7 protein-coding genes are annotated in these 12,727 nt (G+C 77.8%); 2 read left to right on the forward strand and 5 right to left on the reverse strand.

The features are described from left to right. Positions 1-37: 37 nt before the first annotated feature. Together ACZ6J5_RS10695 and ACZ6J5_RS10700 are read left to right on the forward strand one after the other, a co-directional pair. Entirely contained in the window at positions 38-1,126 is a 1,089-nt protein-coding gene (locus tag ACZ6J5_RS10695; RefSeq protein WP_469389902.1) for a type IV pilus twitching motility protein PilT, read from the forward strand. Positions 1,127-1,135: 9 nt separating this feature from the next. Further along, on the forward strand, positions 1,136-1,831 hold the full coding sequence (locus ACZ6J5_RS10700) for a 4'-phosphopantetheinyl transferase family protein (RefSeq protein ID WP_469389904.1): 696 nt from the start codon (positions 1,136-1,138) through the stop codon (positions 1,829-1,831). Between the two features lie 23 nt (positions 1,832-1,854). Here ACZ6J5_RS10700 and ACZ6J5_RS10705 read toward each other — a convergent pair whose 3' ends face one another. From ACZ6J5_RS10705 to ACZ6J5_RS10725, 5 genes are all read right to left on the reverse strand, one after another. Then, a complete protein-coding gene (locus tag ACZ6J5_RS10705) occupies positions 1,855-6,888 on the reverse strand; it encodes a NaeI family type II restriction endonuclease (protein WP_469389906.1) in 5,034 nt (1,677 codons plus the stop codon). Continuing rightward, on the reverse strand, positions 6,881-7,834 hold the full coding sequence (locus ACZ6J5_RS10710) for an AAA family ATPase (RefSeq protein WP_469389908.1): 954 nt from the start codon (positions 7,832-7,834) through the stop codon (positions 6,881-6,883). The genes ACZ6J5_RS10705 and ACZ6J5_RS10710 overlap by 8 nt, the downstream gene beginning before the upstream one ends. Next, positions 7,831-10,170, reverse strand: a complete 2,340-nt coding sequence (locus ACZ6J5_RS10715) for a vWA-MoxR associated conflict system protein (protein WP_469389910.1) — start codon at positions 10,168-10,170, stop codon at positions 7,831-7,833. The genes ACZ6J5_RS10710 and ACZ6J5_RS10715 overlap by 4 nt, the downstream gene beginning before the upstream one ends. Further along, the gene (locus tag ACZ6J5_RS10720) at positions 10,167-11,228 is read right to left on the reverse strand and encodes an alpha/beta hydrolase (RefSeq protein ID WP_469389912.1); all 1,062 of its coding nucleotides are present in this window, start codon (positions 11,226-11,228) and stop codon (positions 10,167-10,169) included. The genes ACZ6J5_RS10715 and ACZ6J5_RS10720 overlap by 4 nt, the downstream gene beginning before the upstream one ends. A 99-nt stretch (positions 11,229-11,327) precedes the next feature. After that, positions 11,328-12,719, reverse strand: coding sequence for a nucleotide disphospho-sugar-binding domain-containing protein (locus tag ACZ6J5_RS10725; RefSeq protein ID WP_469389914.1), 1,392 nt, complete (start codon positions 12,717-12,719; stop codon positions 11,328-11,330). Positions 12,720-12,727: the final 8 nt, after the last annotated feature.

Genomic DNA, 12,727 nt, shown 5'->3' on the forward strand with positions numbered 1-12,727 from the left:
CCCACGCCCGTACACGTACATCCCTGAGGAGAGCACCATGTCCGGTCCGAGTGCCGAGGTCGTCGACGGGCTTCTCGGCGAGCTGTGGGAGCGCGGCGGCAGCGACCTGCTGCTGACCGCCGGTTCCGCGCCGTTCCTGCGCGTCGACGGGGCCCTGCGCCCGGTGCCGGGCGCCGCGCTGAGCGAGCCGGAGGCCGACCGGCTGGTGACCGGGGTGCTGGGCGAGGAGCTGACCGAGCGGTTCCGCCGCGAGAGGCAGGTGGACTTCGCCTTCACCTGGGGCGAGAAGGCCCGGCTGCGCGGGAACGCCTTCGTGCAGCGCGGCGCCTCGGCGCTGGCGCTGCGGCTCATCCCGTACGAGGTGCCGTCGCCCGAGCGGCTCGGGCTGCCGCCCGTCGCGGTCGGCTGGGCGGGGCTGCCGCGCGGTCTGGTGCTGGTCACCGGGCCGACCGGGTCGGGCAAGTCCACGAGCCTGGCCGCCCTCCTCGACCACGTCAACACACACCGGGCCGCGCACATCCTGACCATCGAGGACCCGATCGAGTACCTGCACCGGCACAGGCGCTCGGCCGTCAGCCAGCGCGAGGTCGGCACCGACACCGACTCGTTCCCCGCCGCGCTCCGTTCGGCGCTGCGCGAGGATCCCGACGTGCTGCTGCTGGGCGAGATGCGCGACCCGGAGAGCGTCTCGGCGGCCCTGACCATCGCCGAGACCGGGCACCTGGTCTTCGCCACCCTGCACACCAACGACACCGCGCAGACCCTCGACCGGATCGTCGACGTCTTCCCGGCGGAGCAACAGCCGCAGATCCGGCTCCAGTTGGCACACACGCTGGCCGGCGTCCTGAACCAGACGCTCATCCCCCGGATCGGCGGCGGCCGAGTGGCGGCCTTCGAGGTGCTGGTGGGCACGTCCGCGATCCGCAACCTGATCCGCGAGGGCAAGACCCGGCAGATCCGCAACCTCATCGCGACCGGCCACCGCGACGGGATGCAGACCCTGGAGACCGGCATCAACGCCCTGGTCGCCGCGGGTGTCATCGCGTACGAGGAGGGCGTCCGGGCCACGGCCCACCCGGAGGAGATCCACCGCCCCCACGCACGGGCGGCGGGGCCCGGCGCCTAGAGTCGGGGCGTGGAAGAAGTCGGTTTCGAACCCCAGGAGTTCGGCGGCCGGGCGCGGCCGTCGGGAGGACCGCCCGAGGGCGCCGAGCTGTGGCTGGTGCCGCCCGGGGCGGTGCCCGAGGGCGCCGAGGTGCTCGACGCGGCCGAGCGGGACCGGGCGGGGCGGTTCCGGCGGGCGGTGGACCGGGAGATGTACGTGGCGGCGCACACCGCCCTGCGGGTGCTGGCCGGGGCGTACCTGGGCCGGGCGCCCCAGGCGCTGGAGTTCGCGCGGCTGGACTGCCCCGGGTGCGGCGGGCCGCACGGGCGCCCGGTGCTGGCCGGGGCGGGGGCCGGGCTGCACTTCTCGCTCTCGCACAGCGGCGGCCTCGCCCTGCTCGCGTTCGCGCCCGTGCCGGTGGGCGCGGACGTGGAGGGCGTCCCGGACCCCCGTACGGTCGGCCAGGTCGCGGACGCGCTGCACCCGGCCGAGCGGCGGGAGCTCGCCGCCCTCGACGGCGCGGCGCGCGCGGCGGCCTTCGCGCGCTGCTGGACGCGCAAGGAGGCGTATCTCAAGGGGACGGGCCAGGGCCTGTCCGGCACCGGCTTCGCCGACACGCTCGTCGGCACGGGCCCCCGCCCGGTGGCGCCGCCCGGCTGGACCCTCACCGACGTCCGCGTCCCGGCCGGCTTCGCCGGTGCTTGCGCGGTGCGCGAGGGGGCGTAAAGGCTGCTCAGCGGCTCAGCGGCTCAGCGGCTGCGCAGGTTGGGGAAGCCCGACGGGAGCGGGGCGAGTTCGTCGTCGTCCAGCGCGACGACCCAGGCGGCCCCGTCAGCGACGACCGAGGGCCGTGACCCGTGCTCGGAGCGGCGCCGGGTGAGGGCCACGCACACGTACTCGTCCGGCTCCGGTACCGGCAGCCGCAGGGTCCGGGCGGTCTCCCGGCCGCGCGGGTTGCCCCGCAGGAGGAGCAGCCCCTCCTCGCGCAGGGCGCCGCCCGCGAGGCGAACGGTCCGGGCCTCCTCCTTGGCGCGGACGAAGGCGCGGAGGGTGGAGGCGGCCACCCGGCGGCGCGTCACGCTGCGGAAGAGGGCGGCGGTGCGGGCCACGTCGTCGGGTTCGGCCAGGATCCCGTCCCGGGTCTCCGGGTCGAGGCCGAGCAGGACGTTCTCCGGGAGCGGCGCCTCCCGGTGCAGCCAGAGGACGGCGCCGCGCAGCGCCTCGGGCGTGAGGACGAGGCCGGTCTGGGGGCCGCCGGGCACGAGGTGTTCGGGCCGCACCCGCAGCAGGCCCGCCGACCAGCGGGCCCGCGCGTCGTCCGCGTACACGAGCAGGAACACGCCTCCGGCGTTCTCGGGGCGGAAGCCCCGCCAGTCGCGCCGGAAGGAGAATCGCACGGCGAACGGCACGTCCCCCTGCGGGCGCGCCCAGCGCAGACCGCCCGGCGGGACCTCCGTGATCCTGGTCTCGGCCGTCCGGGTCTCGGCCGTCCGGGTCTCGGCGGCCCGGGCCTCCGTGAAGGGGAGGGAGCGGGTGAGCCGAGGTGTCAGCCACCGTTCGACGCGGCCGGGTCCGGTGGTGACGGGGCGGCCGGTGGCCAGTGTCTCGGGCAGGGCGTCCAGGGCCTCACGCAGCAGGCCGGCGAGGTGCCGTCCCTCGGGGTCGTGCTCGTTGAACGCCAGCCCCAGTTCGATGAGTTCGCCGTCGATCGCGGCGAGGTCGAGGCGGGGGGTGAGGATCACGCAGACCTCGTCGCCGTCGCCGGTGCGCACCACGTCCTGGCCGAAGCCTCCGGGGAAGCCGGTGTCCCGCAGCAGGGCGAAGACCTCCGGGGAGACGCACAGCGTGACGTCGTCCGGGTGCTGCGCCGACAGCCGGGCGAACTCGACGGAGTGGAGCATCGACCGGGCGTACTCGGCGCCCAGGCCCGGGAACGGGTCGTCGGCGCCGCTGCGGGCCGGGCCGGTGTGGGCCGCGATCCGGGGCACCGCGCCGTCCAGGCGCGGGGGCAGCCGCTCGGCCAGCTCCCGCAGGACCTCGTGGACGGGGGCGGCGGTGTCGAGGAGCAGCAGCACGTGGCCCGCGGTGGTGTGGACCTGCCGCCGGTCGAGGGCGAGGTCCGCCAGGACGCCGAGGGCCGCCGCGGCCAGGCGCTCCGGTTCGGCGCCGCTCAGGGCGACGAAGAGCCGGTCGGGCGACGGCTGTTCGGGGGCCGTGGCGCCGTCCAGGAGCCGCCGGGCCGTCCGGGCCCCCTCCTCGTCGCCGGCGGCTTCGAGGAGGGCGAGGGCCCGCCGGGCCGGGGCCGCCGCCTCGGCGGGGCGGTCGAGGAAGAGCAGCGTGTCGGCGAGCCGGGCCAGGACCCGGCCCTCCTCGTCGTGCAGCCCCCGGTCCGCGAGGTGCCGGGCCAGCCGCCGCTGGGCGGTGCCCAGTTCCGCGTACGCGCGGTCCTCGGCGAGGGCCTGTTCGAGGCAGCGCAGGGCGTCGGCGGTCTCGGGGCTGCGGGCGGTGGCGCCGACGTCCAGGTAGGCGAGGGCCTCCTCGGCCCAGGAGACCGCGGCCCCGGTCGTCCCGGATCCGCCGCCGAGCGAGAGCCGGGCCAGCAGCAGGGCCGCCGGGCCGTAGGTGGCGGCGTCGCCCTGGAGCTGGAAGGTGCTCGCCTTGTGCAGGGCGTCCCAGGCCTCGCGCGGCCGCCCGGCGGCGTACTGGGCGTGGGCCAGGGCGACGACGGCCCGCACCCAGGCCTCGTCGGTGAGCAGCGAGCGTCCGTCGACGAGCGAGCGGGCGGCATGGGTGAAGCGGGCCCGGTACGCGGGGTCGGCGCCGCTCTCGTGGAGGAGGAGCAGGGTGTCGGCGTCCGGGCCCGGGGCGCCGGTGCGGGCGGGGACCAGCGCGTTCGGGATCCACACCTCGGGGTGCGGCGCGGCCGCGGGGGTGACGCCGAGGAGCGCGGGCAGGGCGCCGCCGGGGTGGCGTTCCTCGCGGAGCGCGGCGGCGGCGGCGCGGTGGACGCGGGTGACGCGTTCGCGGGCGACGGCGCGGCGGGGGTCGGCGGACGCCTCCCGTTCGACCTCGGCGTGGACGGCGCCGGGGAGGGCGTACCGTTCGGGTCCGGTGCGTTCCAGGAGGGCGGAGCGGAGCAGGGCGTCGAGGAGGCGGGCGTTCCCGGCAGGGCTGCCGTCCAGGGCGGCTTCGGCCTCCTGGCGGGTGAACTCCCCGGTGCCGACGCCCGCGAGGCGCACCAGCGCGCCCCAGACCCGGCCCCCGGAGACGCGGTCCGTTCCGAGGACATCGTGGATCAACCGGACCGGGTCCAGGGCCTGTTCGGTGGAGCGGCGGCGTCCCGGAAAGCCGCGCAGGGCGAAGTCCGGGTCGGACGCGGTGGCGAACACGCCGCCGAGGAGGCGCAGCGTCAGCGGCCACCACGCGTCCCGGCCGACGATCTCGGCGGCCCGGTCCGGGGAGGCGTCCGGGCCCATGGCGGCGGCGAGCACCTCGGCCGCGTCTCGGCCCTGGAGGGGCGGCAGTTGGAGGACGCCGTCCCCGCCGGACCGGAGGTAGGGGGCCTTCGGCTCGTCGCGGCCGGAGACGAGGACCGCGCAGCCCGGCGGCGGGTCGAGGAGGAGGGGGGTCAGGTCCCGGTCGCCGCCCAGGTCGTCGAGGACGAGCAGGACCCGTCTGCCCGCCGTCGCCGTGCGCAGCGCCTGGACGAGGGTCCGCACGCCCTCCGGCGGGCGCGCGTCGGGGATGTCCTCCTCGGCGACCCCCACACCCCGCAGCATCCGGTGCAGCGCCGCCTCGGCGGGCAGCGGGTGCGGGGTGGAGCCGCGCAGCGGTACGAGGACGACGCCGTCGGGGAAGTCGGGGCGGAGCCGGTGCGCCACCTGGCGGGCGAAGGCGGTGCGGCCCGCGCCGGGCACGCCGTCGCGGGCGGTGACGCGCAGCAGCCGTACGGTCCCGTCGGCGAGGGCGCGTACGGCCTCGTCGAGGAGTTCGGCGTGGCCGACGAAGGCGGGCTCGGCCGGGGCCCCGTCCGGGCCGTCGGGCCCGTCGGGTCCTTCACCTCCTCCGTCCCGTCCGTCACTTCTGTTCCCTCCGTCCCCTTCGGCCGTTTCGGGGGCGGCGAAGCCGAGGAGTTCCAGGGTGCGCCGCGAGGCCCGCGCGAAGGCCTCCTTCTCGGCGGCCCAGTCGTGCGGTCCCGTGCCGTCGCCCGCGACGGACGGCAGCCGGGCCGGTCCGGGGCCGTGCTCGGCGACGTAGCGGTCGAGCTCCTGGTGGACGGCCCACAGTTCGTGGGCGGGCAGCCGCTCGCGCAGCACGCTCTGGGCGGCGGGGGGCAGCACGAGCTCGACGCCTCCGGCGGCGTCCTCGGCCGTCTCGAAGACCCCGCTCGTGACGACCTCGGCGATGTCGGCGATGCCCGCCTCGGGGACCAGCTGCTCGCGGAGCAGGTGGAGCAGCCGCAGGCTGAGGCGGTCGAACGGGGAGCAGAGCACGGCCAGCCGGGCCGCGCGGGGGGAGGCGGTGCGCAGCAGGTTGACGGCGAGGACGTCGGGCGGCAGGGGGCTCGCGGCGGGCCGCGCGGCCCCGGGAAGGCGCCCGGTCGGCGGGACGAGCATGGCGGTGCACCCTTCCGGCGCGCCGCGCATGAGGGCCTGGGACCAGCGGCCGAGGGAGTGCGGGGTGAGCGAGAGCACGGGGACGGGGAGCCAGGCGGCGGGGGCGGAGGCCGCGTGGGACACGGCGGAAGCGGCGGAGGAGGCGGAGGCTGCCGCGCCGGCCACACCGGCGGCACCGGCCCCACCCACCGCACCGGCCACACCCGGCACACGGGCCTCCCCCACCGCACCGGCCACACCCGGCGCGTCCGGCGGGCCGAGGAGCGGTGGCGGTGCGACGGGGGCGCGGCTGCGGTGGGCGCCGGGGGCGACGGGGAGGAAGCGGCCGGTGGGGAGGTTGAGGCCGCCTCGGCGCCAGAGGCGGGTGGGCAGCGGGTTGAGGACGGCGGTCGGGGTGACGCCCGCCCACTCCCGCAGCAGGTGCCAGACCTCGGGGCGGCGCCAGGCCCCGGCCATGCAGTCGGAGACCACGACGACGAGCCGGCGCCCGTCGGCGGAGCGGAGCCGCCGGGGGACGAGGGGTTCGCCGGCCGCGTCGAAGGAGAGGTCGGTGACGAGCAGGGTGCGGAAGGCGCCGAGCCGGTCGAGGACGGCGGTGAACTCGGCGACGGTGTCCTGCCAGACGCGCATCCCGGGCGAGCGGTCCACGACGAGGGCGAGGTCGAACCAGCGCTCGGGCGCCGCCGCGAGGACCGGGATGAGCTCGCCGCTGCGGGCGTAGCCCTCGACGGTCGCGTCGACGTCGAGCGCCGTGCGCCGGCCCCGGGGCCACCGCCGCATCCAGGGGCGCAGCGCGCGGGTCAGCTCCAGGGACCGGGGCAGTCCGGTGGCGCGGGGCGCGGCGACGGCGTGGCCTCGGACGCGGCTGTCGCCGCCGGTGAGCCGCTCGTGGAGCGGGCGGCTGCCGGGCGCGGGCCGGGGTCCGCCGGCCGGGTCGGGGCCGGCCGGGCGGGGGGCGGGGGCCTCGGGGCGGGGCGGGCTGTCGGGGGTGTCCGGCGGCGGGGTGGGGCGGTCGGCGGGGGGCGCGCTCGCGGGCCGGTCCGCGGCGGCGGTCGGGTCCCCTGCCCTGTGGGCGGCCAGCCAGAGGGCTTCCGCCAGCGCGGTGCCGTCCAGGTCGGGGACGGCGGAACGCAGGGCGGAGAGCAGTCCGGGCAGCGGATCAGGCACGGGAGAGCTCGCGCAGGATCAGTTCCTCGACGGCCTGCCGCCGGTGCTCGTCGGGAGCGTCGGCTCCGGCGAGCAGGTGGACGGCGTTGAGGAGCTGGTCGACGGCGAGGCTCTCGCCCGCGGTGAGCCGTTCGAGGAAGACGGTGAGCAGCCGGCCGGCCTCGGGGGTGCGGGCGGTGCCGGCGCCCAGGTGGGCCTCGACGATCCGGAGCAGGGTGTCGGGGGTGGGCAGGGGCATGGTGAAGCGGACGCAGCGGCGGAGGAAGGCGGCCGGGAAGTCGCGTTCGCCGTTGCTGGTCATGACGATGAACGGGAACTCGGTGCACTGCACGCGTCCGCGCCGCACCTCGTGGCGCTCGTCGCCCTGCCATTCGCGTACGGCGACGAGGTCGGTGCCGTAGCGGGCGAGTTCGGGGATCTCGAACTCGCCGCGCTCCAGGACGTCGAGCAGGTCGCTGGGGAGGTCGAGGTCGCTCTTGTCGATCTCGTCGATGAGCAGCGCGCGGGGCCGGTCGGCGGGCAGCAGGGCGGTGCCGAGGGGACCCATCCGCAGGAAGGGGGCGATGTCGTCGCCGTTGTCGCCGCCGTCGGCGCCGTGGAGCCGCTGGGCGTGGATGCGGCCGAGCGCGTCGTAGCGGTAGAGGGCCTCGGTCAGGCCGCTGCGGGAGGTGATGTGCCAGCGCAGGACGGTGCCGAGGGCGAGTTCGGCGGCGACCTGCTCGATGACGGTGGACTTGCCGGATCCGGCGGGTCCGGTGACGAGCAGCGGGCGGCGCAGCGCGAGCGCGGCGTTGACGGCCTCGACGAGGCCGGGCGGCGGCACGAACCGCTCGTGCAGGGAGCGGCGCGGGAACTCCCGCCAGGGCGGGGCCGGGGGCAGCGCGACGGGGCGCTCGGGATCGGCCGGGGCGGCGCCGTCGCCGACGTAGAAAGGCTGCCAGGTCATGCGGGACTCTCCCCCTCCATCGGGAACGACTCCCGGGGGAATCCTTCCCGAGCCGTGTGCTCGCGGTCGAACCATTTGCAGAATTCCAGCCATTCGTGCCCGTCCCAGACCGTGCGCAGTCCGGCGAGCCGGAGCCGCGCGGGGTCGGCGGGGCCGCAGCCGCCGTCCGTCCCGGGTCCGGCGCGCCGGTGCTCCCGGTAGGCGCGGCTGAACTCGGCGGGCAGCAGATGCCAGTAGGTGTCCACGGAACGGCGTACGGGCTCCGGTACGGCGGTCCCGGGGGCGCCCGGGTCCCCGTCGGCGCCCGGGGCGCCCTCGCCGGCCCGGGCCGGGTTCGGCCAGAGCACGATCGGCGAGGAGGCCAGCAGGATCTCCATCAGGTCCGGCAGCTGGGCGGGCCGGTGGGCCAGGGCGACGGCCCGGCTGCGGGGCGCGGAGCGGCGCAGCCGCTCGTGGAGTTCCTCGGCGCGGCGGGTGTCGGCCTCGCCGAGCCAGTCGACGCGGCTGCCCTCGGCGTGGGCGTCCATGGCCTTGAGGACGGTCCTGGCCTGGCCGTTGATCCAGAACAGGTGCTCGGGTGGCTGGATGCGGTCGCTCCAGCGCAGCACCACGTCGTGCAGGTCGCCGAGGCGCATCCCGAAGTCGGTGTCCTCCGGGCGCCAGGTGGCGAGCAGCGGGGCGGGGGCGGCGATCTCGACCCGGCGCAGCGGGGCGTCGAGGGCGTCGGCGTGCCAGGAGGCCCATTTGAGGACGCCGACGAGGGCCCGTTCGACGCCGGCCCGGTCCTGCGCGGGGCAGGGGAACTCCTCGTGCCGGCACACGGTGCCGCCGTCGAGGAGCCAGACGGCGAGCGATTCGGGCCACTCGTCGCCGACGGCCGCGTGGAGGCTGACCACGAGCCGCAGCCGGGTCTCCCGGGCGCTGTCGGCGAGCCGCTCGAAGGCGTCGTTGAGGTCGATCCCGGCGCCGAGGTCGTGGGCCCAGCGGCGCAGCGCGGGATCGTGCGGGTCGACGAAGCTCTCGACGGCGAGGGCGGCGACGAAGGCGGCGAGGGGTTCGGTGGGGCGCTGCCCGGCGCGCGGGGCGCGCAACAGCAGGTATTCGACGGCGTCCCTGAGCAGTTCGCCGCCGGAGGACTCGGGCGGCGGGACCAGCGGCGCGGGGCAGGCCACGGCGAGGGCGCGGCGCAGCAGGGCGGTGGTGAGGTCGGCGCCGGGCCAGCCTGCCAGCAGTTCCTGGGTGCGCACGGCGTCGCGCAGGGCCCGCACCACCCGGCGCGCCCAGCTCCGCCGGGGCTCGGGCAGGGCGTCGAGCCGGCGGTCGAGCGCGTCCCGGCGCCGGGCGTCGGCGAAGAGGACGGAGGCGGGGAGGCCGAGAGCGCCGGGGCCGAGAGCGCCGGGGCCGAGGGCGCCGGGACCGCCGGGGGCCCCAGGACCACCCGGGCCACCCGGGCCGCCCGTACCGACCCGGTCGCCGGGGTCGCCTGGGCCGCCCGGGGCGCTCGTACCGACCGGGCCGACCGGGCCGACCGGGCCGCCCGGGTCACCCAGGGCGCCGAGGGCGAGGTCGAGTTCGGCGCGGCCGACCGGGCCGAGCGGGGCGCCCGGCCCGGCGTCGCCGTGGCGGGCGTTGCGGGCGAGCCAGAGCGCTCCCGTGGCGAACGGGGCGCCGTCGTGGTCCGTGTGGTGGACGGCCTGGCCCTCGGCGCCGCCGTCCTCGCGGACGGCCCGGACGACGGCCGAGGCGGCGAGCGTCTCGCCCTCGTCGGCGATGCCCGCGTCGAGCACCTTGACGAGGGTGCGGCTGAACCGGAGCCCGTACGCCTCCTCCTCGGCGCCCGCGCCCATGAGCAGCGAGAACCGGGTGTCGCCGCGCCGCACGCCGAGGGCGAGGGAGCCGAGGTCGGGCTGGGCGTTGCCCGCGTGGCAGGTGTCGACGAGGGCCAGCACCCCGTCGAGCCCGGGGGTGTCGAGGAGCGCGGTGAGCAGCGAGCCGACGTCCACGGCGCTCATCGGCTCCTCGGCGCGGGAGTCGTCGGCCATGAAGTAGAGCCGGGTGCCCGCGGCCATGCCGTGGCCGAGCAGGCCGAGGACGAGGACGGCCCCGGCGTCGGCGGCGGCCCGGCCCGCCCGCCGGACGGCCTCGTCGACCCGGGCGCGGGTGAGCCCGGGTCCGTACAGCAGGGTCGGGCCGTGCGGCTGCTCCTTCTCGCAGGCGCCGGCCCAGGGGGTGGTGAGGGTGTCGTGGAGGGCGCGGGCGGCCTGCTCCAGCTCGTCGAGGAGGCCGAGTCCGGGGCACTGAGCCCCGATCACCAGCACGTGGCGGGGTCCGGTCATCGCTCCCCGAGGGTGGTCAGCGCCTCGACGAGCGGCCCGGCGACGGCGGGCTGGGCCAGGTACTTCGCCGCCGGGTGGACCCAGGCGCCGTCGGAGTCGACGCGACGGGAGACCGGGCGGACGGCGTCGGCGTTGGGGCGGACGAAGCTCTCCAGGTGCGGGCGGGCGGCGACGAGGTCGTCGCGGTCCCAGAAGTTGAGCCAGCGGCCCACGGCGCCGGGCGTGGCGAGGGGCTGGGGCCGGACCCGGGGCTGGACGGCGGTGCGGATGCCGAGCGGTGAGCCGAGGGTGACGAGCAACGGGACCCGGGGGCCTCCCCGGGCTCCGGGCCCGGGCCCGGCCCCGGCTATGGCTTCGGTGCCGGGGACGGTGCCGGTGCCGTCACCGGCCCCGTCCCCGTACGCGAGTTCGTGGAGGGTCTCCAGGGCGACGACGGTGCCGAGGGAGTGGGCGACGACCACGTTGGGGCCGTCCGGGTCGAGGCAGGCCGCGACGCGGGCGCGGACGCGGCGGTCCAGGGTGGCGCCGCTCGGGTCGGCCTCGGCGCGGTTGAGGTAGCGGGCGACCTGGCCGAGCATCCCGGCCGTCGTGCGGGCGCCGAGCCAGCCGCCGAGGGCGCGCAGGCCCGGGACGGCGAGCAGCGTCGTGACGGCGTTGACCGCGCGGCGGGCGGGCGCCCCCGCGCCCTGGGCCCCGGGCGGCGGGGCGAGCTGGGTGCGGGCGTGCCGCAGGGCGCGGGTCTCGGTGGCGGACAGGGGCGCGGCGGGCTCGGCGAGCCGGGCGTCGACGGCCTCCAGGAGCAGCGCGGCGAGCAGTTCGCCGTCCTCGTCCCGCTCCGCTCCGGCGCCCCCGGCGCCCTGGCTGCCGGGGGCGCGGAACAGGTCGCCGTAGTAGGCGAAGCGGGCGTCGGCGGCCCAGCCTCCGGTGAGGCCGGAGGCCCGTTCCGCGTGCCCGGCGGCCCGGGCGCCCGAGGCGGCGGCCCGCAGCCATTCCTCCAGGTCGGCGGCGGCGTCGCGGGGGCCGCCGATGCCGTGGACGAAGACCAGGCGAGGTTTCATGGCGCCCCCCGTTCGACTCTGTGCGTGCGGGCGATCCTTACGGGTGCGACGGGGCGGGAGCAAGCCGTCCCGGAGGCTTGACCGAGTCTCGGCCAACTCTTACCGCAGCTTGGCGAGATCGTTCCGGTCGGGGGCGGGGGCGGGGCCGGAGCCGGAGCCGGCGGGGGCGCGGCCGGCTGCCTCGCGGACGAGGCCGTCGATGAGGGCGAGGGCGTCGTGCGCGGCGTACTCCTCGGCGAGGGCGGCGGCGCGCTCGCGGTAGGAGGGGGTGGCCAGCACGGTCTCGACGGCCGCGCGGAGCTCCTCGGCGGAGGGCTCGGCGGTGCGCAGGTTCACGCCGGTGCCGGACCATTCGACGCGCGCGGCGACCTCGGGCTTGTCCTCGGTGTCGCCGCCGACGACGAGCGGGACGCCGTGCGCGAGGGCGGCCTGGGTGCCGCCGTAGCCGCCGTTGGTGACCAGCAGGTCGGTCAGCGGGAGGAGTTCGGCGAAGGGGACGAAGCCGGCGACGCGGGCGTTGGCGGGGAGCTCGGGGAGTTCGGCGGCGATCCGCTCGGCGGCGTCGGGGCGGCCGGTGGCGGCGACGACGAGGACGTCCGGGCGGTCCGCGAGGGCCCGCAGGGTGGGGACGACGAGGCGGCCGAGGGCGGTGTTGGCGAGGGTGCCCTGGGTGACGACGACGATCCGCCGCCCCTCGGCGCGGGCCCGCGCGAGCTCGGGCCACCAGGCGGGCGGGCGCGGGGCGGTGGCGGTGCCGGGCTCGACGGGGATGGCGCCGACGAAGCGGACGTTGCCGGGCAGGTCGCTGCGCGGGTACTCGAATCCGGCCACGGTGAGCTGGAGGAACAGGTCGGCGGACTGGACCCGGTGGCGGATCAGGGAGCCTTCGCCGAGGGTCACCCCGGCGGCGGCGAAGCAGCCGCGCAGGTGCTCCATCAGGGGGACGGCGCGCTCGGCCATCGTCGCCGAGAGCTCGGCGTAGCGCGCGCGTTCGGCCTCGTCGGCGGGCGGCAGCAGGCCGAGCAGGTGCGGTGCGGTGTCGCGGCTGTCGACGCCGAGCGGCGAGATGCCGACGCCGAACACGGCGGGGCGGCGGCCCGGTTCCGCGCCGAGGGAGAGCGCGACGCCGCCGAGGAAGAGGTTGTCGTGGATGACGACGGAGGCGGGGAACTCGGCCAGCACCGCGCGCAGGGCCCCGAGTTGGGCCGGTACGGGGTCGCCGAAGATGTGCTTGACGTCCCACAGCACCTGGGCGGGTCCGGCGGGGACGGCCGCGCGGCCGGGGAAGCGGGCGGGCAGGTCGCGGTCGTCGTAGTCCGCCTCGGCGGGCAGCACCCGGAACGCGGGCCCGGCGGCCTCGACCTGGGCGGCGAAGCGGGAGCCGCCGAGGAAGACGACCTCGTGGCCGAGACCGGAGAGGTGCCGGGCGATCTGGAGCAGCGGCGCGTGGTGGCCGGCGACGGGTGTGGCGGCGACGAGGATCCTGGACATGGCGGTGC

It is taken from the genome of Streptomyces sp. NPDC042100, from assembly GCF_055582325.1.

Coding starts and splice junctions, on each gene's coding strand:
- ACZ6J5_RS10725 (WP_469389914.1), bottom strand. CDS start 12,719: ATGTCCAGGATCCTCGTCGCCGCCACACCCGTCGCCGGCCACCACGCG.
- ACZ6J5_RS10715 (WP_469389910.1), bottom strand. CDS start 10,170: ATGACCGGACCCCGCCACGTGCTGGTGATCGGGGCTCAGTGCCCCGGA.
- ACZ6J5_RS10720 (WP_469389912.1), bottom strand. CDS start 11,228: ATGAAACCTCGCCTGGTCTTCGTCCACGGCATCGGCGGCCCCCGCGAC.
- ACZ6J5_RS10710 (WP_469389908.1), bottom strand. CDS start 7,834: ATGACCTGGCAGCCTTTCTACGTCGGCGACGGCGCCGCCCCGGCCGAT.
- ACZ6J5_RS10695 (WP_469389902.1), top strand. CDS start 38: ATGTCCGGTCCGAGTGCCGAGGTCGTCGACGGGCTTCTCGGCGAGCTG.